General features: G+C 34.7%; 23 protein-coding genes. 10 read left to right on the top strand and 13 right to left on the bottom strand.

Features of this window, described 5'->3' with window-relative positions:
- The first annotated feature begins 47 nt into the window (after positions 1-47).
- Positions 48-398: a DUF983 domain-containing protein gene (locus IIF7_RS21045; protein ID WP_084840615.1), complete on the top strand. Its 351-nt coding sequence runs from the start codon at positions 48-50 to the stop codon at positions 396-398.
- A gap of 457 nt (positions 399-855) precedes the next feature.
- Here IIF7_RS21045 and IIF7_RS05135 read toward each other — a convergent pair whose 3' ends face one another.
- On the bottom strand, positions 856-5,346 hold the full coding sequence (locus tag IIF7_RS05135; protein ID WP_084840614.1) for an ATP-binding cassette domain-containing protein: 4,491 nt from the start codon (positions 5,344-5,346) through the stop codon (positions 856-858).
- A gap of 203 nt (positions 5,347-5,549) precedes the next feature.
- On the opposite strand from IIF7_RS05135, the gene IIF7_RS05130 reads away from it, so the two are divergent.
- A complete protein-coding gene (locus IIF7_RS05130; RefSeq protein ID WP_084840613.1) occupies positions 5,550-6,425 on the top strand; it encodes an AraC family transcriptional regulator in 876 nt (291 codons plus the stop codon).
- Positions 6,426-6,492: 67 nt separating this feature from the next.
- Positions 6,493-7,644, top strand: coding sequence for an iron-containing alcohol dehydrogenase (locus tag IIF7_RS05125; protein WP_084840612.1), 1,152 nt, complete (start codon positions 6,493-6,495; stop codon positions 7,642-7,644).
- A gap of 76 nt (positions 7,645-7,720) precedes the next feature.
- Here IIF7_RS05125 and IIF7_RS05120 read toward each other — a convergent pair whose 3' ends face one another.
- Both IIF7_RS05120 and IIF7_RS05115 read right to left on the bottom strand, forming a co-directional pair.
- Positions 7,721-8,302 (bottom strand): hypothetical protein, encoded by a 582-nt coding sequence (locus IIF7_RS05120; protein ID WP_084840611.1) that lies wholly within the window; start codon positions 8,300-8,302, stop codon positions 7,721-7,723.
- The gene (locus IIF7_RS05115) at positions 8,292-8,771 is read right to left on the bottom strand and encodes an RNA polymerase sigma factor (RefSeq protein WP_084840610.1); all 480 of its coding nucleotides are present in this window, start codon (positions 8,769-8,771) and stop codon (positions 8,292-8,294) included. Before IIF7_RS05115 ends, IIF7_RS05120 begins: the two co-directional genes overlap by 11 nt.
- A 136-nt stretch (positions 8,772-8,907) precedes the next feature.
- Between IIF7_RS05115 and IIF7_RS05110 the strand changes: the two genes are divergently transcribed.
- From IIF7_RS05110 to IIF7_RS05100, 3 genes are read left to right on the top strand one after another with little or no spacing between them, the layout of a single operon-like run.
- Positions 8,908-9,234: a hypothetical protein gene (locus IIF7_RS05110; RefSeq protein ID WP_139801271.1), complete on the top strand. Its 327-nt coding sequence runs from the start codon at positions 8,908-8,910 to the stop codon at positions 9,232-9,234.
- Between the two features lie 2 nt (positions 9,235-9,236).
- The gene (locus IIF7_RS05105; RefSeq protein ID WP_084840608.1) at positions 9,237-9,539 is read left to right on the top strand and encodes a hypothetical protein; all 303 of its coding nucleotides are present in this window, start codon (positions 9,237-9,239) and stop codon (positions 9,537-9,539) included.
- Between the two features lies 1 nt (position 9,540).
- Positions 9,541-11,088, top strand: coding sequence for a PepSY-associated TM helix domain-containing protein (locus IIF7_RS05100; RefSeq protein ID WP_084840607.1), 1,548 nt, complete (start codon positions 9,541-9,543; stop codon positions 11,086-11,088).
- Positions 11,089-11,096: 8 nt separating this feature from the next.
- Here the strand turns inward: IIF7_RS05100 and IIF7_RS05095 are convergent, their stop codons facing one another.
- Together IIF7_RS05095 and IIF7_RS05090 are read right to left on the bottom strand one after the other, a co-directional pair.
- Positions 11,097-11,576: a hypothetical protein gene (locus tag IIF7_RS05095; RefSeq protein ID WP_084840606.1), complete on the bottom strand. Its 480-nt coding sequence runs from the start codon at positions 11,574-11,576 to the stop codon at positions 11,097-11,099.
- 118 nt (positions 11,577-11,694) lie between these two features.
- Positions 11,695-12,147: a BRCT domain-containing protein gene (locus IIF7_RS05090; protein ID WP_139801270.1), complete on the bottom strand. Its 453-nt coding sequence runs from the start codon at positions 12,145-12,147 to the stop codon at positions 11,695-11,697.
- A 245-nt stretch (positions 12,148-12,392) separates the two neighbouring features.
- On the opposite strand from IIF7_RS05090, the gene IIF7_RS05085 reads away from it, so the two are divergent.
- A complete protein-coding gene (locus tag IIF7_RS05085) occupies positions 12,393-13,361 on the top strand; it encodes an aldo/keto reductase (RefSeq protein WP_084840604.1) in 969 nt (322 codons plus the stop codon).
- Between the two features lie 49 nt (positions 13,362-13,410).
- Here the strand turns inward: IIF7_RS05085 and hisS are convergent, their stop codons facing one another.
- Entirely contained in the window at positions 13,411-14,781 is a 1,371-nt protein-coding gene (hisS, locus tag IIF7_RS05080; protein ID WP_084840603.1) for a histidine--tRNA ligase, read from the bottom strand.
- Between the two features lie 209 nt (positions 14,782-14,990).
- Between hisS and IIF7_RS05075 the strand changes: the two genes are divergently transcribed.
- Both IIF7_RS05075 and IIF7_RS05070 read left to right on the top strand, forming a co-directional pair.
- Positions 14,991-16,232, top strand: coding sequence for an ABC transporter permease (locus IIF7_RS05075; protein ID WP_084840602.1), 1,242 nt, complete (start codon positions 14,991-14,993; stop codon positions 16,230-16,232).
- Positions 16,233-16,256: 24 nt separating this feature from the next.
- Positions 16,257-17,753, top strand: coding sequence for an ArnT family glycosyltransferase (locus tag IIF7_RS05070; protein WP_176218898.1), 1,497 nt, complete (start codon positions 16,257-16,259; stop codon positions 17,751-17,753).
- Between the two features lie 64 nt (positions 17,754-17,817).
- Here IIF7_RS05070 and IIF7_RS05065 read toward each other — a convergent pair whose 3' ends face one another.
- The 4 genes from IIF7_RS05065 to rpsF form a co-directional block, all read right to left on the bottom strand.
- Positions 17,818-18,291 (bottom strand): DUF6495 family protein, encoded by a 474-nt coding sequence (locus IIF7_RS05065; RefSeq protein WP_084840601.1) that lies wholly within the window; start codon positions 18,289-18,291, stop codon positions 17,818-17,820.
- A 67-nt stretch (positions 18,292-18,358) separates the two neighbouring features.
- Complete coding sequence (rplI, locus tag IIF7_RS05060; RefSeq protein WP_084840600.1) at positions 18,359-18,808, bottom strand: 50S ribosomal protein L9; 450 nt, start codon at positions 18,806-18,808, stop codon at positions 18,359-18,361.
- A 12-nt stretch (positions 18,809-18,820) separates the two neighbouring features.
- A complete protein-coding gene (gene rpsR / locus IIF7_RS05055) occupies positions 18,821-19,120 on the bottom strand; it encodes a 30S ribosomal protein S18 (protein WP_013071549.1) in 300 nt (99 codons plus the stop codon).
- Between the two features lie 3 nt (positions 19,121-19,123).
- Positions 19,124-19,462, bottom strand: a complete 339-nt coding sequence (gene rpsF, locus IIF7_RS05050; protein WP_013071548.1) for a 30S ribosomal protein S6 — start codon at positions 19,460-19,462, stop codon at positions 19,124-19,126.
- Positions 19,463-19,629: 167 nt separating this feature from the next.
- Here rpsF and IIF7_RS05045 point away from each other — a divergent pair, with 167 nt between their 5' ends.
- A complete protein-coding gene (locus IIF7_RS05045; protein WP_084840794.1) occupies positions 19,630-20,340 on the top strand; it encodes a LytR/AlgR family response regulator transcription factor in 711 nt (236 codons plus the stop codon).
- A gap of 97 nt (positions 20,341-20,437) precedes the next feature.
- On the opposite strand, the gene priA is transcribed toward IIF7_RS05045, so the two are convergent.
- From priA to IIF7_RS05030, 3 genes are all read right to left on the bottom strand, one after another.
- Positions 20,438-22,891: a replication restart helicase PriA gene (gene priA, locus IIF7_RS05040; protein ID WP_084840599.1), complete on the bottom strand. Its 2,454-nt coding sequence runs from the start codon at positions 22,889-22,891 to the stop codon at positions 20,438-20,440.
- Between the two features lie 161 nt (positions 22,892-23,052).
- Positions 23,053-23,490, bottom strand: a complete 438-nt coding sequence (locus IIF7_RS05035; protein ID WP_084840598.1) for a DUF2147 domain-containing protein — start codon at positions 23,488-23,490, stop codon at positions 23,053-23,055.
- 1 nt (position 23,491) lies between these two features.
- Positions 23,492-24,052 carry a chalcone isomerase family protein gene (locus IIF7_RS05030; protein WP_084840597.1) on the bottom strand — a complete coding sequence of 187 codons (561 nt, stop codon included), beginning with the start codon at positions 24,050-24,052 and terminating at the stop codon, positions 23,492-23,494.
- Positions 24,053-24,066: the final 14 nt, after the last annotated feature.

Here is a 24,066-nt window from a genome sequence, read left to right as displayed (position 1 = left end):
AAATTTCAACTTAGTCATAATTTTGTGCATATAAAAAAAGGAAAGTTATGAAAATTTTATCTGTATTTAAGAATAGATGTCCTAATTGTGAAAAGGGAAGGATATTTCAAAAGGAGAGCGAATTTGTAAATATCTCTATTCCAAAAATGAATAACACATGCCCCTCCTGTAAGTTTAAATTTATGAAAGAAACAGGTTTTTTTTATGGAGCCATGTATGTTAGCTACGCCTTAACCGTAGCCGAAGGATTTATATGGTTTATTTTAGGATACTTCATATTAGGGCTTTCATTGATGACCAATTTTTTAATCATTACCAGCTTAGCATTTTTATTAAGTAAGTTTAATTTTAAAATCTCTAGGACAATTTGGATCTATATATTTTATAAACAGCCTTAAAGTCTTCTTATCATTATAGAATTTAATTCTATTAATATATTCTCCTTACTATCAGTATGGAATATACTTTTTCTTCTCAAATTGATTGACATCTAACTCTGAATAGAAGTTGACTTAATCGTGAGTTCCAATAAGCGTTAAAATTAGATTTTCAGATTGCCAAAATTGATTTAAATAAATGATTCCTGTAGTACATTAGTAAATGATGAACTGAAAAAATGATCAGCTTAAAACTTCAAATTATGGCAATTATAAATCCTCACATAAATTTTAACGGAAACGCCGAAGAAGCATTCCTATTTTATAAAACGGACTTGCAGTTGACGGAAATATTGAAGTTCCTTTAAACAATAGCCCTGGGGATCTTACTTTGGAATATTTAGAGATAAATTTTGGATTGAATGGATTATTAATTTTGAATCAGAGAAATCCTAAACTCAACTTAATATCTGCAATGCTACTTTAGCTCCATCCCTACCCCTATTTTAGTCAACAAATAAGGATTGTGATCGATCACTAAAAGATCATTGTCTGCGCTTAATTGCTGTAAGACTTCAAATAATAAATCAATATCGGCATAATGCAAACCGATACTAGGTTCGTCAAGAATTAACAGCTGATTTTTAGTTTTTGCCTGCAACCAATTGTTTAGCAGTAATCGCTGTTTTTCTCCCGAAGAAAGTGATTTTACATATTGATCTATTCGCAAGTGCGATAAACCAATCTTCAGTAGATCATCTAATTGCTGAACGGCTTTTGCTGTTCCTAAAAAATTGCTTAACCATTCCTGTAATTCTGAAACATTCATCGATAAAATATCAGCAATGTTTTTATCATGTATAGTTTGTGACAATATCTCAACTCGGTAACGCTTTCCATTACAAACATCACAGGTTTCCAAGTGTTTCGCAGCAACATCTAAACTGGTGGAAACTATTCCGGTTCCGAGACAATTAGGACACTGACTGGTCTTGGTTTTATAGGAGAAATCTTTGGCTTTACCTCCGGTTTCTTTGGCAAATACTTTGGTAATCGCATTCAAAATATGTAAATAATCAACCAGCAAAGTACTGTTGTACGCTCGTAATTGTTTCGGTTCAAAATAATGCACGCCTTCATATTGCTTCGGAAAATCAATACTACTACAATTTATCGGTTGTTGCTGTGCTAAACTCGGCATCAACACCTCTTTCACCAACGTGGTTTTTCCTATTCCCGATTTTCCGGTGATTGCGGTAATTCCACTTACCGGAATATCAAGTTGTTCTTTTTGTAAGCTATGTTTCGAAATTCCTTCAATATGAATTACATCATTTCCTTGCTGAAATTCGACATTTTTAAATACTGTTTTTACAAATGGATGACATGCTTCAGAATTTAAATAAGCTTCCGGTTTTCCTTCAAACATTACTTCCCCACCTAAACTTCCCGCTTTTGGTCCTATTTGTACCAAATGGTCTGCTGCCAACATAATATCCTTATGATGCTCTATCACAATCACTGTATTACCTTTGGCTACCAAAGCTTTTAGTAAGGCAATCACATCAGCAATGTTGTTTTGCGACAATCCCGCCGAAGGCTCATCTAACAAATACGTAACGCCTTGCAACGGACTGTTTAATTGTTTGATGAGCGAGACCCGTTGCTGCTCTCCGCCACTCAACGTGCTCGATTTTCGATTCAAATGCAAATGGTCAATGTGCAATTGTTTCGAGCGTTGTAAAGTCGCTTTTAAATGTTCATTCAGTTTTGAAATCAGTTCCGCATCTATAGTTTCTTTTGGCTCCGAATTGAGCAACCAATCTTCAAAAGCTCCCAAACTTTTTGCTTTTACATCACGCATAGACAAGCCGTCTAAAGTGACGCTAAGTCGTTCGGGTTGCAAACCACTTCCCTGGCAATGAGAACAAGTTTCCGGACTCAACAAAGCAAGCATATGACCTTTGTGTTTGTTTTTTCGAATCATGAAATATTCGTCCATCAAATACGTAAACAAACCTTTCCAAACCATGTTTACCTGCTGCGTTCCTTCTCTCGATTTGGTTTTGAACTTCCAGGTAGCTTCCCAGCTTTTTTCCGGTATTCCGTGAAATAAAACATTCTTTTGCTCCTGCGTAAACTCTTTAAAAGGCGTCTGCAAAGTAAATCCGTATTTCTTACCAATTTCGCTTACAATTGCCATGTATTGTCCGCCAGCCTGACCGTAATAATACAAAGCTTTGTTATGCTCTAAAAGTCCGTCTACAATACTCAGATTTGGATCTAAAATGATTTTAGAAACATCCGGAAGCAATGCTTCTCCAATCCCATCACAAACACCGCATTTTCCCAATTCATGTGCGTTTGAAAAATGACTAGCCGACCATTCTTTGCCTTCGAACTGCGCTTTTCGTGAAAAAGCAAAACGCAAACTTTTATCAATATCGGTTTGTTTGGCTACATCGGAACGCTGCGAAAATTGATGATCTTTCCGCGTAATGCAAATGCTAGGCGTTAATCCTGAAATATGATTAACTTCAAACTGATAATCAACACCTACTCTATTTTGCTGATAACTGGAAAATTGTTTACTCATTTCCTGCAAATCATAGCCATGAAGCGTATCGATTACCAACGAGGATTTCCCAGATCCTGAAATTCCCGTTACTACCGATAATTGCTGCTTCGGAAAGCTGATATTCAAATCTTTCAACGCATGTGTTCGTGCGCCCTTTATTTGAATCTCATCTGTCAAAACTGACTCAGGAACCGATTCGTTTTCAGTATTTATGGCTTCAGAATTATTTACAAATACATCACAATTTGCTTTAAACAAGGCATGATTTTCAAAACATACAATTCCAGATGTGGCTGACTTTAATTGCTGTAAAGCGTTTACCAGTTGTATTACATTTTGCTGATGCAGTCCAATACTTGGTTCTTCTAACAAAAGGATGGTTTGCTTCGTTGGTTTTGCGAAATGCTTGGTCAGTTTAATACGTTGTGCTTCGCCTCCGCTTAAGGTATTTGAAGGTTGTCCTAATTTTAAATAACCAACACCCAAACGTTGCAACAAGGCTAAAACTCCTGCTAATTTCTTTTCATTTTGAAAGAATTCAGAAGCTTCATTAATACTCAGATTATAGATATCTGAAATGTTCTTGTTATTCCAATGAACCTGCAAAACTTCCGGCTTAAAACGCTTGCCATTACATTCGGGACAAGTCTGATTAATAGTGCCCATCACGCTCATGGAAAGTGTAATGACGCCCGCACCTTCGCAACGCGGGCAACGCCCCGCTTTGTTATTGAACGAAAAAGCGCTTTTCTTCAATCCTACTGCTTTAGCTTCATCGGTTTTGGCTAATAAATCCCTGATTTTATCTGCAATTCCGGTATAGGTTGCAGGATTGCTTCGAGGTGTTTTTCCAATCGGTTGATCGGTTACCGTGAGTAATTGCAAGCCTTTGGCTTCACTATATTTTTGAATTGAAGTTAAGACAGCAGCAGTTTTTCGGCTCACCACTGCTAACTGCTTTTCAAGTGGTTCAAATTCAGTTTCTGCAACCTCTTTTCTATTAGGATTGATTTTAGTTTCTGGAGTATATAAAGCCTCTAAAGTTGGACTTTCAATATCTTTCGCCTTGAGAAAATCTGCTCGTTTTCCGTTGAAAATAATTTCTCCTCCTTCCACACCTGCTTTGGGTCCTAATTCAACAATCCAATCTGCTTTTTTGATTAAATTCAGATCATGTTCTACCACTAAAACGGTATTTCCACGACTGATCAGTCGTCTTAAAATATGATACAAATGCTGCTGATAGGCGGGCGACAAACCAATGGAAGGTTCGTCAAAAACGTATAAAATGCCCTGCAAACTACTGTTTACCTGTTTGATGAGTTTGATACGCTGTCCGTCACCGCTTGAAATTTCCATACTCGGCGTACTCAATCGGTAATGATCCATGCCCAAGCGAATCAAATCATGCAATTGCGTACAAAGCTTGTTTACCAACACCTGCTCGCCTGCTTCGTAGGTTTCCGATTGTAATTTTTTATACAATTCGTTCAAAGACAATTCCATCCATTCCTGAAAATTCAATCCCTTCCAGCGATATTTTAAATGAGCTGCCTTGATTCGTGCACCATGACAACTAGGACAGGTTTTAGCGCTGGTAAAACGCAAAATACTCGGATTTCTATCTAACCGAAGAATATCGCTCATAATAGGCAAAATTCCTTTGTAATAGCCTATTTCACGCGGTTTTGCTTTAAAACCTTCCCAACGCAAACGCGACTCCAAACTGTGTTTTCCGTAATATACCTGTATGCGATCGCTACCGTTCCAAATTACATTTTGTTGTTCTTCAGATAAATCTTTCCACGGAATATCTACATTGAAACCGTGTGCTTCACAAACTTTGTTCAACTCCTCTACCGTTATCTGAGAATATACAATATAACCATTCGGCAATGTGGTGACAATGGCTCCTTCGCGCAAGGTCTTATTTGCATCCCCTACCAATTTTTCAATATCGATATACTCAGCTTCACCAATTCCGCGACAGGTTTCGCAAGCCCCTTTTGGATGATTGAACGAAAACAGCGATTTGCTAATGCTTTCTTCCGCAGTATACCGCGCAAACAAAATTCGGAAAACAGGCGTCAACTCCGACAAGGTACCAAACGTAGCGTTGATAGACTGAAAACGTTTGGATTGTTCTACTTTAATCACCGGAGGTAATTCGGTAATATCATCTACCAAAGCCGTTGGAATTGCGGTTGCATTCTGCTGATTGTAGGCCGGTAAACTCTCTAAAAAATACCGATAGCCTTCGTTACCAATCACTCCCATAGCCAAAGACGATTTCCCCGAACCAGAGAGCCCTGTCACCACAATTAATTGGTTTTTAGGTAAGTTTAAGGATACATTTTTTAGGTTGTTTTGGTAAGCGTTTTGAATGCGCATGTAGAACTATCTTTTGCGTTTATAAGACAAAGGTATTAGAATATAAATAGGCAAACAAAGCTGAAAAAGTAATTCAATTTACGGGGACAAAAAAAAATAAATACCAAAAACACTATAGGTAATTAAAAAAATAGCATCTAAATTTATCGATTTTTGATATAATTGGATTAAAATCTATTTTTTTTTGCCAAAAATTTCTTGCTATGGAGATTATAAATTACACCCTAAAAGCTTATTTCGACCAAAAAAAGTCACCTTGTCTTTCCTTCAATGTATTTGATTTAAATGATCCTTGTATTAAATTGGAAGCGCAACAACATCGCAGCGATTATTTTCAGGTTGTGCTTTTAGAGCAAGGAAGCTTGCAACAAAATATTGAGTTGGAAAATATTTCTTTGGCTACAAACCATATTACTGTGGTATTTCCGCATCAAATAAATGCTATTACAACAAAAACAGCTGCAAAAGGTATTGTTGTGCAGTTTGATGAAGTTTTATTTTGCTCAGATTTGTTAAAAAATGAGCTTATTTCTTACAATCATGATTTAATGCACAAGTTAAACCATGTGATTTTAGAGACTGCAACTTTTAAAAAAATATATGCCTACGCTTATAATATTTTTGAGTTATTTAAAGAATTAACACCTATTAAAAAGGAGCAAATTCGGTTTTATATCAAAATCATGTTATTAGAGCTTATTGAAGCTGCACATCAAAACTACGAAGGATTAAAAACCCCAGAGCAACAAGACCAATTTGCTAAATTTAAAAGTTTGATTGAAACACATTTCAAACAAGAACGCACCGTTGGTTATTACACAAGTGCTTTACAATTAACTCCCAAAAAACTCAATGAAATTTGTAAAAACCGAACAGGGCAAACGGCTCTAAACATAATCCACGAGCGTATTCTTACCGAAATTAAACGTCTATTATTATTTTCAGGCAAATCACATAAGGAAATTGCTTTTGAATTAGGATTCGACTCTCCATCAGCACTTAACAAATTTGTATACGCTAAATTAAAAGAAACCCCAACCGAGTTAAAACAGGAGTTGTCTCAAATTTATAAGTTTTAGGAATATATTTATAATCGCTTTCGCCCATCGCCCTGCTACTTTTGCTCTAACAAAAAAACAGAACAAAATGAGTAAATTATTTATTGCAGGCGAAGTACTGCACAATGCTGGAAGTTTAGCAGAATTAAAAAACATTAAAGGCTCTAAAGCCGTTATTGTTACCGGAGGGAGCTCTATGCGTAAAAGCGGAACGCTAGATAAAACAATCAATTATTTAAAAGAAGCTGGTATTTCTACCGCAGTTTTTGAAGGAGTTGAAGAAGATCCATCATCGGCCACTTGTTTAAAAGGAGCTGAAATGATGCAAAATTTTCAACCAGATTGGATTGTTGGTTTAGGAGGTTGTTCGGCTATCGATGCAGCTAAAATGATGTGGGTTTTCTACGAGCATCCTGATGCTGATTTTGAAGCTATGACCAAACCATTTACCGTTCCTACGTTAAGAAATAAAGCAAAATTTATAGCTATTCCTTCAACTAGCGGAACCGGGACAGAAACTACAGGTTTGGCCGTAATTACAGATCGCGATAAAGGTGTAAAATACCCTATCGTTTCTTACGAATTAACTCCAGATGTTGCTATCGTAGACGGAGAAATTTGTGCTAGCATGCCAGCCCACGTAACTTCAAATACAGGTTTAGATGCTTTAACACATTGCGTAGAGGCTTACGTGTCTAATATAGACGATAATTATGCTGATGTTTTAGCTAAAGGCGGATTACAAATTGTTTTTGATAATTTGCAAGAAGCGGTAGAAAATCCTACTAACATCACTGCTCGTCAAAACATGCACGACGCTTCATTTATGGGAGGATTAGCTTTTAACAATGCTTGGTTAGGAATTGTACATTCGTTATCTCACCAAGTTGGTGCTCTTTTTGGAATTCCTCACGGAGCAGCTAATGCTATATTCTTACCAAACGTTATTCGTTACAATGCCGCAGCTACCAATCGTTACCCAGAATTGGCAAAAGCAATTGGTAAAGAAACTGCTGAAGATTTAGCCGTGGCAATTGAAACGCTTAGAGCAAGTGTAAACAATAATGCTTCTATTCAGGAATTTGGAATTACAGAAGAAGACTGGGAAAGAAATCTTGATTTTATGGCAAATAATGCTTTACAAGATCCTTGTACCGGTTTTAACCCACGAAAACCTTCTTTAGAAGATTTAAAAGCACTTTATAATGCTTGTTTCTACGGAAATGTTTATGCTGAATAAGTAACATTTGTTTTATAAAAAATCCCGATTTTCAGATTGAAAATCGGGATTTTTTAATGCTTTTTTATTCCTCTAATTATTCTAAATCATTAACAATTTCATCTAATTTCTTCAAAAGTTTGCCATAAATGGCTTCCGTAGAGCTTAAATATGCGAATAAACTAATTCCACCAATCGCCAAATACATAAATACGGCAAAAATGATCTTCTTAATTACTGAAATATTTGCAATCGTATTCAAATAAACTTCAGAATCGTTAAAAACAAGCCATAATTCAACAAGCATAAACAAAGGAATAATCAAGCCCGTAAGAATGATATAATTTCTTTTCTGATTTTTGATGAAAACCTGGTTCGTTTTCATGTAATGCTGAACATCGTCTGAAGGTTTAATATTCTTTAATTTCGCAATAGTATTTTTATTCAGCAAAAAAAGAAAAAATAGAAAGCCAAAAGCCAAACCAGCTGCCAAAAATTCTTGATAAAGGAGCAACATTCCTAGGATTAATAAGCCTACAGGAATTAGACTCATATTATCCTTCTTTAAATATTTTAATATTTGCTGAAACCAAAGTTTAGATTCTCTATTATAAAATTCGATATTTTTAACATTTCCGTGATTTCCGTTTTTCCAGATGTTTTCGATACTATTTTCCATAAATAATTGTTTTTAGTTTTGTTTTTATTCTATTAATTCTTGCGCCAACGGCACTTACTTTCATTCCGCTTACATCAGCTATTTCTTTATACGACTTATCTTCCAGGTAAAGAACGATAATTGCTTTATCTACTTCGGGCAATTGTCGAATCGCTTTGTAAAGCAGTTGTAATTCTTCATTATTAAAAGCCTCACTTTCTGTACTTAGATCATTTTGTACAATCTCGTTAGTTGCCGTATGCTTCTTTTGTTTTTTCAGCATGGTCATGCAAACATTAAGTGTTATTCTGTACACCCAAGTAGACCATTTAGATTGTTCTTTAAAATTATCTTTGCTTTTCCAAATTTGTAGACATACTTCCTGAAAGTAGTCTTCAAAATCGAATTCGGTATCAGTATAAGCCCTGCAGAGTTTTATTATAATCCCTTTATGCGGAACGATATACTTTATGTAAAAATCTTCACTCAAAATTGTTGTTTATTAAATAGGTAATCACAAAACCAATTTTATTACGGATAAACTTTATTTTAATTAAATCTAAATAATTTTTGATTGCAGCATTCAGCATTATATATTTGCCTACATAGAATTAATCTAAATAAAGATGATAAGCTTTGCGCTTCTTTTTTGCCTTTTAGGTTGTTGGTGTCATTACGCAAAATCGCAAAAAATAAAAATTGAAAAGATGTTTTTAGAAAATTGGATTGGCGAACACCATTTACCAGCAAAACTGGCTACATTTATTTTTTTACTGCTATCATATTCTCTTTTTTATGCTAAATATGGTTTAGTTAGCGGCCTATTTGTTTTTATCACCGTTTTAAGCCTAATATTAAGTTTATTGATTTTGGGACGCCCTCTTAATACACCTAAATTAAGTGTCCTCATCTTTATTTTTTTAGTGAGTTTATTTTCTGAAATTTTTATTTGATTATGCCGGCCAATAAAAAATACCTAACAAACTCTTTTCATCAAAAATTTGCGAAACTAAGTGCAGGAATTTTAGGTGGTTATGCGATTTCAGCATTACTGCATATGGCGTTGGCTTTTTGGCTTCCAAATCATAAGCTTGTTTTTATAACATCTGTATTTAGTCTTTTTCTGGTATGGATGTTATTAATCATCATACCATATTTATATAAAAATGCCTGGAAAGTCTGGGGTATTTACCTTGCCATAATCGCTTTGCTTTATGGCGCTGTTTATTTCGGAAAAATATACCATCCAATCGTCTAATATGAGCAAAAGAAATTACAACGTATTTTTTCACGTTCATACCATAAGCGGTATCATAATTAGTGCTGCATTATTTATTATTTTTTTCTGCGGAGCTTTTGCCTTGATAAAGGATGAAATTACCGCCTGGGAAAAAGGCGAAAATGTTAATATGAAAATAGCATCAGACGTAGATTACGATCGCGCTATGCAAAGCCTGAAGGATGAGGGCTTAAATTTAACAGGAAGAGACATTAGGATGATTCCGCCAGATGTTAAACAGAAAATGTTCGTAGGCGTTTCAGCTTCAAAGTCAGAAAATGCTAGTGAAGAAGATAAATTAAGCACTTATTATAACCTTCACACTCGAACGTATGAATTATCTACTTACTATGCTTTTTACAGTATTGGTGAATTGATCTATAGACTTCATTTCTTTCATCAAATTCCTACCTACGGAATCTTAACAGCAGGCTTCGTTGCTTTCTTTTTTTTATTGGCGATCGTAAGCGGACTAATAGTTCACTGGAAAAAAATTGTCTCAAATTTTTACATTTTCAGGCCAAAAACAAAACTTAAAACTATCTGGACAGACGCACATACAGCTTTAGGAGTTATTGGATTGCCATTTCAATTTATGTTTGCGCTAACCAGTAGCTTTTTATGCCTTTCAAGTCTTATTTTACTTCCTATAAATTTTGCTTATGATGGAAATCAGCAGCAGGCGTTGGAAGATCTCCGTCCAATGCAAAAAACCTATGAGTGGGAAGAACAAGCAACAGGTGAAATTCCAAGTTTAAATGTTTTATATGAAAAAACTCAGGAAAAATGGCCAGAATTTGAAGCCGCTCAGGTTTATGTAAAAAATTATGGTGGAACCAACATGAAATTTCAGATCGATGGTTTACTTAAACCAGATGAGGCGTTTCTAGGTCACGGCAGAGTCGTATATGATGTAATGTCGAATACGATTACTGAAGAAAAAAATCCTGAAGATCCAGGCTATGCTGAAACAGTAGAATTAGCCATAAGAAGACTTCATTTTGGTGATTTTGGAGGCCTTTCATTGAAAGTTATCTATTTTGCTTTAGCGATAGTTACCTGTTTTGTAATTCTAAGTGGTGTTTTAATTTGGTTAGAAGCCAGAGATAAAAAATATATCCCAGAAAAGAAGCGTAAATTCAATAGAGCTCTTGGTTATTTTTATGTAGCAATATGCATGTCACTTTATCCCATAACCGCAATTAGCATGCTTGTGGCTAAATATATCCCCAGAACCATGGATGCCGATAGACAATCTATACTCTATGCCGTTTTCTTTATAGGCTGGTTAATATTTACCCTGTTTTTCAGTTTTAGGAAAAACAACTATATCACCACAAAATATTCATTAATTCTAGGAAGTTGCTTCGGAATTTTAGTTCCGATAATCAATGGACTGGTTTCAGGAAACTGGATGTGGGTAATGTATCAGCAGGATCAAACTGCAATTTTCTTTGTAGATATTTTCTGGATCTGTATATCGCTTATAAGCTTCGGAATTTTGCTAAGAATGAAGAAGCCAGTTTGAAGCGGCTTTTAAAAAGTATAATAAAGCGAAACAAAAGAACTGGCTACGTAATAATTACGATTTTCTAAATCTGGAGCTATATCATCTCGTTTTTCAAAATTAAACTGAAGCCCAGCTCTAAAATTTCTTAAAAAGACATAGCGTAATTCGAGATTCATCGCCAAATTTACAAATTGGTCAGTTTCAGTATTTGTGTTTAAATAATCTCGATTTACCATACCAACGTCTCCCCCGGCCAAAGCCTGAAACTTATCATTTAAAAACATCGTGTAAATATAGCCTCCTATTCCGTACTGTTGGTAACCAACATCATTAAATCTTTCATAGTAGGCATAGAGTTCAACCGGTACAAAATACTTGTTTGTACCATAACCGGCTTTAAAAAGCAAATCTAAACCATCTGTTGTAAAGTCTGGATCTGCAACATTAATCCATTTTTCAGTAGGAATAGGATCAGCTCCTGCAGAGACAAAGAAATAAGAGTCCATTTTTTTTCTTTTAGGACCTAAATCGTAACATTGGGAAAATGACTGAAAACTAAAGAAAAGAAGTATTACTAGAAATTTGATTTTCAATTTTGGAAGCTTTTAAAATGTATGACAATAATTAAACAATCTCAGCAGAATCTATTTCGCTACTACCCCTATCTCTTAAAGGCTTTATATCTTTAGATAACTCACTTTTAGTATTATTTATTGCTTTTTGCCAATCCATTTCGTTCACAATAGTCACTCCAAGATCTTTTGCTTCTTCTACAACCAGCCAATCAGGATTTTTTCCGGTTATAAGATAATTTGTATCACTAGCCATTTTTTCTTCAACAATGGCATGTTTTCTTAAAAGATCATTTTTAATAACCTCTTCTCTATACTCATCTAACTGGCCATCAAATACGACTTTTTTACCATCAAAATCGTTTTTTGCCTCTATATCTTCTTTAAAATTATCATCAATCAAATCTTCTATATCTTCAGGAGAATTGAAAAAATGATTCCAGGTAAGATAAACGATTCCCAGGAAAACCAGGATATACGCGGTTATAATAATTTGAATGGTCATAGTTAGTGTGCGGTTAGCTAACAATCCTATAATTGGTTGATTATAAGACTGAATTTTCAACAAACTTACATCATTTTTTTTCAGTAATCTTTATAAAATTAAGCTTTTAACGCTTTTAGCAAAATATTAAAGGTCATAAAATTGTTTAAAGGCGTTGCTTCTAATTAAAGCGTTAATCATTGCTTAAAACAGCTTTTATTCTTTTCGTATTCGGTGAATCTTCTTAATTTCAGAAAAAAGAAGTTATGGAATTAAAAAAATTAGGAAACACAGATCTGCAAACACCTCCAATCATTTTTGGTGGTAACGTTTTTGGATGGACGCTTAACGAAAAAGAGTCTTTTAAAATGCTAGATGAATTACTTGAACAAGGTTACACGTGCATAGATACCGCAGATGTTTACTCAAGATGGGCTGAAGGAAATCAAGGAGGCGAATCTGAGAGGATTATTGGTAAATGGATGAAAGATCGTGGTGTAAGAGATAAAATTACGCTGGCCACTAAAGTAGGTTCAGATATGGGGCAAGGCAAAAAAGATATTTCTGAAAATTACATTTTAGAAGCCGCACAGGAATCACTCAAAAGGTTAGAAACAGATTATATCGATTTGTATTACACCCACTGGGACGATGATCGTACTCCTGTTGAAGAAACTTTAGGCGCTTACCAAAAACTGATCAGAAACGGAGACGTTAAATATATTGGTGCCTCAAATTTGAGTCCGGCGAGATTAAGGGATTCTTTAAACGCTTCTAAAGAAAAAGCTCTACCAAAATATCAGGTTTTTCAGCAGGAATATAGTTTAATGAATCGTGATAAAATTGAAGGTGATATTTTAGAATTATGCCAGGAAAATAATGTGAGTATATCAACCTATTTTTCTTTGGCTAGCGGATTTTTAACCGGTAAATATCGCAGCAAAGACGATCTTGAGGGACAAAACCGAAAAGATTTTGTAAAAGATTATCTAGATGATCGCGGTAAAAATATTCTTAAAACTTTAGACGAAGTTTCTGAAGAGCACGGAATCTCTAATGCTGGTGTGGCTTTAGCCTGGATTATTAACAGACCAGGAATCACCGCCGCAATTGCTAGTGCTACAAAATCGTCGCATTTAAAAGCTTTCAAGGAAGCAACTTCAGTAAAACTATCTGATGAAGATATGGTGAAATTGAATGAGGCAAGTAGTAAAAAAGCGCTACAGGATAATTAGAATAAAGATGTAAAAAATAAATAAAAAAGCCCCAAAATTGGGGCTTTTTTTATGCAATCTTAGCTATAATATCTTTCAAGTTTAATCGATCCTGCTCACCTGTTTTCATATTTTTCAAAGTATATTCTCCTGCTGCCATTTCTTCGTCACCCGCAAGAATCACAAATGGAATATTACGTTTGTTTGCATAATTCATTTGCTTTTTCATTTTGGCTGAATCTGGGAAAACTTCAGCATTTATACCTTCAGCACGCAAAGCATTTACACCTTTAAATGCATAGAGTGCTTCCTTTTCACCAAAGTTTACAAATAAGACTTTTACATCATCTGCAACTGCTTCAGGGAATAAATTCAATTCTTCCAACACAAGGTAAATTCGGTCTAAACCAAAAGAAATCCCAACGCCACTCATATTTTTAAGTCCAAATATTCCCGTAAGATCATCGTAGCGACCACCGCCGCCAATCGATCCCATCTTCACCCCTTCTGGTGCCGAAACTTCAAAAATCGCTCCTGTATAATAATTTAATCCTCTCGCTAGCGTCACATCTAAATCGAGTTTTGCTGTTTTTAAGGGCATTTCTGAAATTGCATTCTGAATAAATTCTAGCTCTTCGATTCCTTTTAAACCAGCTTCAGAAGTTGATAATATCGATTTTAAAGCCTCAATTTTTTCAGCAAAATCACCTTGTAATCCAAAAATTGGTTTGATTTTTTCTATGGCTTCTTCAGCAATTCCTTTAGCAAGCATTTCTTTCACCACACCATCTTCACCAATCTTATCCAGTTTATCCAGCGCAACGGTAAAATCGATTAATTTATCCTGCTCGCCAATCACTTCAGCAAAACCAGATAAAATTTTACGATTATTGATCTTAATTGTAACTCCGTCTAGTTTTAATGCTGAAAAAACCGAATCGTACAATTGTACAAACTCTACTTCCTGCCATAAACTATCACTTCCAACAACATCAGCATCGCACTGAAAAAACTCTCTAAATCTCCCTTTTTGAGGACGATCTGCACGCCAAACAGGCTGAATTTGATAGCGTTTAAACGGAAAATCAATTTCATTTTGATGCTGCACCACATAGCGAGCAAAAGGCACAGTAAGGTCGTAGCGAAGTGCTTTTTCTGAAATCGACGGCGTAAGTTTCAAGCTATCTTTATCTGCATAAGCACTTTCATCGGCTTTCTTTAAAAAATCTCCAGAATTAAGAATCTTAAAAATAAGTCGGTCTCCTTCTTCTCCATATTTTCCCATCAGGGTATCAGAATTTTCAAAACTTGGTGTTTCGATCGCCTGAAAACCAAACTTCTTAAATTCAGTTTTAATAATATCGAAAATAAAATTACGCTTTGCTACTTCCTGCGGAGTAAAATCTCTGGTTCCTTTTGGTATTGAAGGTTTTTGTGCCATAAATCAATCTATCTTCAGGAAAAATCCTGTATTCATTCAGTTTAAAATTGTTGTCCAAAATTAACGAAAATCGCCTGTATATTTGGTTTACAGACCATTTTATCGGCTGCAAATATCTTAAATTTTGCTCGAACCTAAACAATTTTCAATTTTTAAGTAACATTATTCTTAAAAATGAGTCTAACTTACAGTGACTGAAATTTCAAAATATGTTTGCACTCCTACGCGAGAATATTAGTATCGCTTTCGATTCGATTAAAGGTCAGCTTTTAAGAACTATTCTAACCGTTCTTATTATTGCTATTGGGATTACCGCATTGGTAGGAATTCTTAGTGCCGTGGGTGCTTTAGAAAACACCATTAGCGGGAATTTTGCTTCTATGGGTGCCAATACATTTAATATTCAGCGTTATAATTACACTTCACAAAGAGGAAACGAGATTAATAAAATAAATCCTGTGATCACTTATAGAGAAGTAAAAGATTTTCAGGATAAATATCAATATCCTTTAACTACAACGGCGATTAGCTTTACGGGAACTACTGCTGCGGAAATTAAATGGGAAAACGAAAAAACAGATCCTGAAATAAATGTACTGGGAATTAACGAAAACTTCCTTACCAATTCTGGTTTAGAAATTGAAACAGGTAGAAATTTCAACTATTTTGATATTCAAAACAATAATAACGTAGCCATTGTTGGAGCCGATTTTGCTAAAGATAACGGCCTTTTTAAAGGTGCTAGCCCAATCGATAAAATTATAAGTGTTAGAGGGGCAAAATTTAAAGTGATTGGCGTTTTAGAATCTAAAGGATCTACATTTGGGAATAATGAAGATTTACGCATTTTGATTCCGTTACAACACGCCAGATCGATATTTAGCAATCCCGGGATTAATTATAATTTAAGTATTAAGGTTGAAAATAAAGAAGCTTTAGAAGCTGCACAGGATGAAGCGATCCTTACATTTAGAAACATTAGAAAATTAAGCCCTATTGAAAAAGACAATTTTGGGATTGAAAGATCAGACAGTTTATTAAATGAGATTGCAGAAATGTCTTCTGTTTTAAACTTTGCTGCCTGGATTATTAGCCTGGTGACTATTTTTGGATCTTCTATCGCTTTAATGAATATAATGCTGGTAAGTGTTACTGAAAGAACTCGTGAAATTGGTGTGCGTAAAGCCCTTGGTGCCAAGAAAAACACGATTGCCGTACAGTTTTTTATGGAAACACTAATCATTGGTCAATTTGGTGGAATTTTAGGGATTATCTTAGGAATTTTAATTGGGATGGCCGTTTCAGCCGGTGTAGGTTTCGATTTTACAACTCCGTGGTTAGCGATGTTTTGGGCTGTGGTTGTTACCCTGCTTACCGCGCTATTTTCAGGATTATATCCTGCAATAAAAGCCTCAAAACAAGATCCTATAGAATCACTTCGATATGAATAAAAAGCATCACTAAAACCTCTAAAATTGAATGCTCTAAAAAAGTTTTTCCCTATAATTTTTGTATTAGCACTTGTAAAATTAGGGATTCAGTTATTAGGCAATCAAAATTATGGGTTCCACAGGGATGAGCTTTTACATCTTTCTGTAAGTGAACATTTAGATTGGGGATTTATGGAATTCCCGCCATTTATAGGTTTCCTTGGTAAACTCTCTTATTGGTTTTTTGACTATTCTTTAATAGGCGTTCGCTTATTTCCGACATTTGCAGGTGTTACGATTCTTATACTTTGCTGCTTAATTTGTATCGAGATTGGCGGTAAAAAACAAGCGATTTTACTTTCCGGGGTTTGCATTTTAGCTTTTTTGCCATTTTATAGAAATCATACATTATTTCAGCCGGTAGCATTTAACCAGTTATTTTGGACACTTGGCTTTTACTTTTACATCAGATTTATTAAAACTGAAAAGAAAAAGTTCCTTATTTATCTTGGAATCACTCTTGGATTTGGATTACTGAATAAATACACCACGCTTATCTGGGCATTCGGGATCTTAATTGGTATACTGTTTTATAGAAAAGGGAATTTATTCAGAAATAAATGGATGTATTTTTCTGCAATATTAGCTTTACTCATTTTTTTGCCGAATATTATCTGGCAAATCGACAATGATTTTCCACTCCTGAAGCATTTACAAGCGCTAAAAGAACATCAACTAGATGAAATAAATCCGTGGGAATTTGTCTTGGCGCAGTTAGACTATCCTTTTACGTTATTAATTAGCATTCTGGGAATTATTGGACTATTTATAGATGAAAAACTGAGGAAGTATAAGTCGGTTGCTATTGCATGTCTGGTTATCTTCGGACTCATGTGGATCTTAAACTCAAAAGCTTATTATGTTTTTGGAATTTATCCTGTTTTATTCGCAGCCGGTTCAACTAAAGTTTCCTTTGTTTTCAGTAAAAAACAAGTCTGGATTTATACAATTTCAGCAATAGTTTTACTGCCTTCAATTTATTTTATTCCTGAAGCTACGCCCATACTTTCCGTAGAAAATTATATAGATCATGCCGACTTAAAACAAAAAAACGGCCGAGTTGAATTAACCAGTGATTATGCAGATATGTTTGGCTGGGAAGAACAAGTAAAGCTAGTAAATAGCGTTTACCAAGGTCTTAATGAAGCAGAAAAACAGAAAACGGTGATCTGGGCTGAAAATTACGGAGAAGCCGGAGCCATAAAAGTACTTGGCAAAAAATATGATTTACCCAATCCTATTAGCCGGCACGGTAGTTTTTGGACTTGGGGTTATGGCAATAAAAATGCTGAAATATGGATAAGTTTAGGAAACGAAAAGCAAGTTTTACGCCATGTTTTCGAGGAAATAGAACTCGTAAAAACCATTACTCATAAATATGCTGTTGCTGAAGAAAACAATATCCCATTATACATTTGCCGAAAGCCAAAAACCGATATTGAAAATTGGTGGCAAAAGTATAAAGATCATATTTACGACTAAGCTTTTGGAATTTCAGCTTATAGAAATATTTTGCTATAAAAATTGTGAGTAGAAACGTAGAATCTTAACTCTTCACGATTTCAGCAAAATAATTATAAAGATCACCTTTGGTAATGTTAGATCCTTGTTTAATTAGCGCAAAAATATCTTTGTTTCGATCTTCACTTATAGCTTTAGTAGAGGTATAAATATTTACGGCATCATCCATCAAATTTGTACGTAACCAATTATAACCTTCGTGTGTAGTAATATCGATAGCTTCATTTTCTACTTTAACAGCGATAAGATTAATCGTAGCCGCTGTGATTTGAAATAAGAATATTTGTTGTTTTGAAAAATGCTCCAGATACTCCACTTTGTTTAAAACACCTTCCCAAATTAGGTCACTAAAAACATCGATTTCTTTTTCTGCAACATCTGGTTTATTGGTTTTTATATCTTTCCACTCTTCCGCAGTGATAGACTGGGTAGCTAAAAAATTAATAAATTCCTGATGCATTTCTTCAAGCTGCTCGCGTGTAAGTCTTGCGTATTTCATAACAAATAAAACAGTTATAAAAAAAGCCCACTCATAGAGCAGGCTTTTTAATATTTATATAGGTTTCTTAAGCTTCTCCTACAACATCAAATGATAATGTAGAGATTACCTCACGGTGAAAACGTAAAGTAGCTTCGTATTGTCCTAATCTTTTGATGTTTCCACCGGCAATATTGATATATTTCTTGTCGATTTCTACACCTTCTTTAGCTAAAGCATCAGCTAAATCTGCATTAGTGATAGATCCAAATAATTTGTCTCCAGCACCAGCCTTAGCTGTAAGCTTAATAGATAAACCATTAAGTTTTTCAGCTTGCTTTTTAGCCTCGTCGATATGCTTTTGCTCTTTATAAGCTCTTTGTTTAAGAGTTTCAGCTAAAACTTTCTTAGCTGATGGAGTTGCCAATTCTGCGAAGCCTTGTGGGATTAAAAAGTTACGACCGTAACCATTTTTTACAGATACCACATCGTCTTTAAACCCTAAATTATCTACGTCTTTTTTAAGTATCAATTCCATAATTGCTTCTTTTTATTTTAATAAATCACCAACGTATGGCATTAATGCTAAATGACGTGCACGTTTAACAGCAACAGCCACTTTTCTTTGGTATTTTAAAGAAGTCCCAGTTAAACGACGAGGAAGTAATTTTCCTTGCTCGTTTACAAAACTCATTAAAAAGTCTGGATCTTTATAATCGATATATTTAATACCAGATCTTTTAAATCTACAGTACTTTTTAGTTTTAGAAGTTTCTATATTAAGAGGAGTAAGATATCTAATCTCTCCGTCTTTCTTACCTTTTGCTTGTTGTTCAATAGATGTAGCCATACCTTACGCTTTTTCTTGGATTCTTTTTCTTCTTTTCTCAGCCCAGGCTGCAGCGTGCTTATCTAACTTCACAGTTAAATAACGCATCATACGCTCATCTCTTCTAAAAGCAAGTTCTAAAGGCTCGATAGCCTCTCCTGGTGCTTTAAACTCAAATAAGTGATAAAAACCACTTTTTTTGTGCTGAATTGGATAAGCTAATTTTTTAAGCCCCCAATTCTCCTTTGATACCATCTCAGCTCCTTTAGAAACAAGAAATTCTTCGTATTTCTTAACTGTTTCCTTTATCTGCTCATCAGATAAAACGGGATTCAAGATGAAAACAGTTTCATAATGATTCATAAAAGTATATTTTATTAAAATTGGCTGCAAAAATAAAACTATTTTTTATATTTCACAAGCTTATTTTATCAGGGTTAAAATCCCTATTTAATCGACGAAATTACGCCCTACCTTGCTTTTATCAAATATAATTTCTAATATTGTTAATTGTAAATTACAAAAGACCTGTGGAAGATATTTTGCTTAAATGTGCAGTTGTAGACGACTCTAGTCTTCAGCGATTATCCATCGTGAAGATGATCAAAGACCATCCTAATTTAACATTGGTAGCAGAATATAATAATGCTATCGAAACAAAGAATGGTCTTTTGGATACCGATATCGATTTAATTTTCCTTGATATAGAAATGCCTATTTTATCTGGTTTCGAGCTGTTAGATGATCTTCCTAACCAGCCACAAATCGTATTTGTAACCGGTAAAACAAAATATGCATACAAGGCTTTTGATTATAGTGCTACAGATTATTTACAGAAACCCGTTAGTAAAGAGCGTTTTAGCAGTGCAGTAATTAAAGCATTAAATATGTACAAGCTTAAAACACAGGCTGTACTTCCTGAAGACGAAGATTTTATTTTTGTAAAAAGTAACCTTAAGAACCGAAAAGTATTTCTAAACCGTCTTAAATACATACAGGCGCTTGGAGATTATGTGAAGTTTGTTACTGAAGAAGATAATTTTGTGGTACTTGCGACCATGAAATCTTTTGAGAAAGAATTACCTTCAGATAAATTTATGAGAACACATAAATCTTACATTATAAATTTAGATAAGGTTGAAAGATATAATAGTAAGACTGTTGAAATCGCAGGAGAAAAGCTACCATTAAGTAGACACAAGAAAAATAATCTTATCGAAGCACTAGGCAGTAAAGCTTAAATTTATTTCAGAAAAACATTTTAATTTTCAGATACTAAGAAGCCGAATATCAAAATTTCGATATTCGGCTTTTTATATTATATAAATTCCGAAAATCTTATACAGGATCTACATTTACAATAACTCTTACACTTCTATAAGCTGAAATTGCATTAAAACTGATAAGAATCTTTTTAAGCACAGATTTTGTTTTACCTAAAGATTGGTTCTGCGGAATTTTAAGCATGATATTTTTGTAATACTCATTTCTTATTCTGGCCACCGGTGGAAATTCTGGTCCTAAAACATGCTGCTTAAATACATTTTGCATCGCTTTCGCAATCCAATCTGCCGCTTCATTGGTTTTACTGAAATCTCGCGATTTTAAACTTAATCTTACCAATCTAAAATAAGGCGGATACTTATAATTATATCTTTCCTGAAGTTGTTCTTTATACATCCCAGCATAATCATTAGTAGAAACTTGCTGAATGATCTGATGATGCGGATTATAACTCTGAATCAAAACCTTACCTCGTTTCTTGGTTCTACCGGCTCTTCCTGCAACCTGAAGCATTAACTGGAAACTACGTTCGTGTGCTCTAAAATCTGGGAAATTCAAAAGATTATCGGCATTCATAACCCCTACCAAGTTAACATTTCTAAAGTCAAGTCCTTTAGTAAGCATTTGAGTTCCTACCAAAATATCGATCTCTAAATCTTCAAAAGCGGTGATAATTTTTTCGTAGCCATGTTTCCCCCTTGTGGTATCCTGATCCATTCTGCCAATTTTATGCTTGGGAAACAGCGCTTTTAATTCGGTTTCAATTTGCTCCGTTCCAAAACCTTTTGTAGATATATCATCGCTGTGGCAGGCCATACAACGTTGCTGCATTGCGATATGATATCCACAATAATGGCACCGTAACTGGTTGCTATGGCTGTGATAGGTTAAACTTACATCACAATTAGGACATTGCGGAGAATGCCCACAGGTATTACATTCTAATATTGGTGAAAATCCTCTCCTATTCTGAAATAAAATTATCTGTTCCCCTTCAGCTAAAGATTCCTCGATCTCTTTTAATAATCGATCTGAAAAATGCCCCGTCATTCGTTTTTTGCGATGCTTTTCTTTAATATCAACAATTTCGATTTCTGGCATCAAAACATTTCCAAAACGCCTGGATAATTCAGCAAAACCATATTTATTATGCGCTGCATTAAAATAAGATTCTAGCGAAGGAGTGGCAGACCCCATTAAGGTTTTGGCTTCAAAAAAATTCGCTAAAACTACGGCAGCATCTCTCGCATGATATCTTGGTGCAGGATCGTATTGCTTAAACGTAGCTTCGTGTTCTTCATCAACAATAATCAATCCTAATTTCTGAAACGGTAAAAATATCGCCGATCTGGCGCCAATAACTACTTTAGGATCATCGCCGGCATTAAGCACATTTTGGTAGACCTCTACCCTCTCGTTCATGGAATATTTACTGTGGAAAACTAAAACTTTATCTCCAAAATACGCCTGAAGTCGGTTTATTAACTGCGTAGTAAGCGCAATTTCTGGCAGTAAATAAAGGGCTTGCTTACCTTCGTTTAAAACCTCTTCGATAAGCTTTAGATAAATCTCAGTTTTACCACTAGAAGTTACACCGTGTAATAAACACACCGTTTTTTCTTCAAAAGAAGCTTTAATTTGTCCAAAAGCTTTAAGCTGATATTCGTTAAATTCGATATGTTTTCTTGTAATCTCCCCATCAAAGCTTACACGATCTTCAGTAATATAATATTCCTTAAAAATGTTCTTTTTTACCAAACTTTTTAAGGTTGAACTGGTTACTCCGGCAAGTTTTTGCAGCTCTTTGGCACTAATTGGTTTGGTATTTTTAGCTTTTAAGCTGAAATAATTAAGTACCACTTCTCGTTGCTTATGCGCTCTGGAAAGTTCATCTAAAAGCTGATGCATGGCATCCTCAGATTCGTGATTTTCGTGCAGTTTTATATATTTAACGCGCTTTGGTTTGTACTGCTCGTAAATTTCCTGACTAAGAATTACAATATCTTTCGCCATCAATCGGTTTAAAACCGGCAAAACCGATTTTCTGTCTAATAGTGCTTCAACTTCTTTAATTTTTAGTGACGACTGATTTTGCAAAGCTTCAACCACCAAAAATTCGTCATCCTTAAGCTCAGATTCGATAATTTCAGCCTCTTTTTGTAGCTGAACTATACTTTCACTTTCCAGAATAAATGCTCCGGGCAGTGCTGCGCGCATCACTTCACCTTCAGTACACATATAATAGGAAGCGATCCAACTCCAAAACTTCAGTTGTTGTGCAGTAACTAAAGGAATTTCATCTAAAATCTGACTAATAGGTTTGGCTTCGTAAACTTCTGGCGCTCGATTATGTACTTCAGCAATAATCCCTGTGTACACTTTAGATTTTCCGAAGGGAACAGCAACACGCATACCCGCTTGTAGAAAATTAGCTTCATCTTTAGAAATACTGTACGTAAACCTGTTATCTAAAGGCAATGGTAAAATTATATCTACAAAATGGGACATAAGCTATAGCTATTCTTAAATTGAGTGCTGGTAAAAACCGCAAACATACTATTCTAGATTATCGAGTAAAAATAAAAACCATTCTCGATTAAAGAATGGTTTTTAAATTAATTTAATAAATAACCAATATTAGCTATTTATCGATCATTTTTTATTTTTAGTTATTCGGCGCGTTCCCAGGTCATTGTTTTATAAAAGAAAGCCAAATAACCTCTAACTTTAAGTTTATCGGGATCATTTTCGTCTACCCAAATCTTTACTTTATATTCTTTTCCAGATTTTGGATGAATAATTTCTCCGCCACTATACTCATTTCCATCTTTACGAAGCCCATGCATAAGTTGTAATCCCTCTATAGGTTTATTTTTTAGATCTCCTTTACATGCCGTACAAAGTTTATCACGATCTTCTTCTTTAGTAATCCTAACCACTTTACCACAAACTTCGCCGTCGTCTTTTTGATAGATTTTTACGATAGAATTTACTTTACCTTCGTCATTAGTACATTTCCATTCTCCAAAAATGTCGTCTTGCGCATTCACTGCATTAAGCGCCCCAAGAGCGATAAAAATTACGGAAAATAGAATATACTTTTTCATATTATAAATTTAGCATTGCTTCTTTTAAGTCGTCTTCAGCTGGTTTATTAGAAAGCCAAATCCCAAATAGCGCTTTTTTAAATTCCATGCCTTTAATTGTACCTTTTTCTTCTCCATTTTTGTAAGATATCACTCCGGTACCAGGAATGTAAACTAAATCGAAAACATCGTTCTTTTTAATTTCTTCACTAAAAAATCCTTTAAACTTTTTAATTTCTGAAGCTAAAGGGGCAGTGTTTCCATTGGTTGAATTCTCAAAACCTTCGTTAACGGCATCTACCATTTTTTTACTGGTAATTAATTTTGAAACGATATGAAGTTTAATCGCCATTGGCTTATCTGCACTCATAATCTGTTTCGCATCGCTATTTTTTTCTTCCAGGTAAAGGCCACCGGCATAAAGATCGATCCAAAGTTTCTCTCGTACCCCAGCTCCATTTAATTTTAATGATTCTCCTTTAAAAGTTACTGTATTTGGTAAAGTAACTCCTCCAACTTCGGTTTGTGCACTCAACATTGTAACTGAGCATAATGCCACAAAAAGCAACATATACTTTTTCATTGTCTGTGTGGTTT

Source organism: Zunongwangia atlantica 22II14-10F7, from assembly GCF_002094855.1.
In the GTDB taxonomy this organism is placed as follows: domain Bacteria; phylum Bacteroidota; class Bacteroidia; order Flavobacteriales; family Flavobacteriaceae; genus Zunongwangia; species Zunongwangia atlantica.
This window is presented reverse-complemented; position numbering and strand designations above follow the sequence as displayed.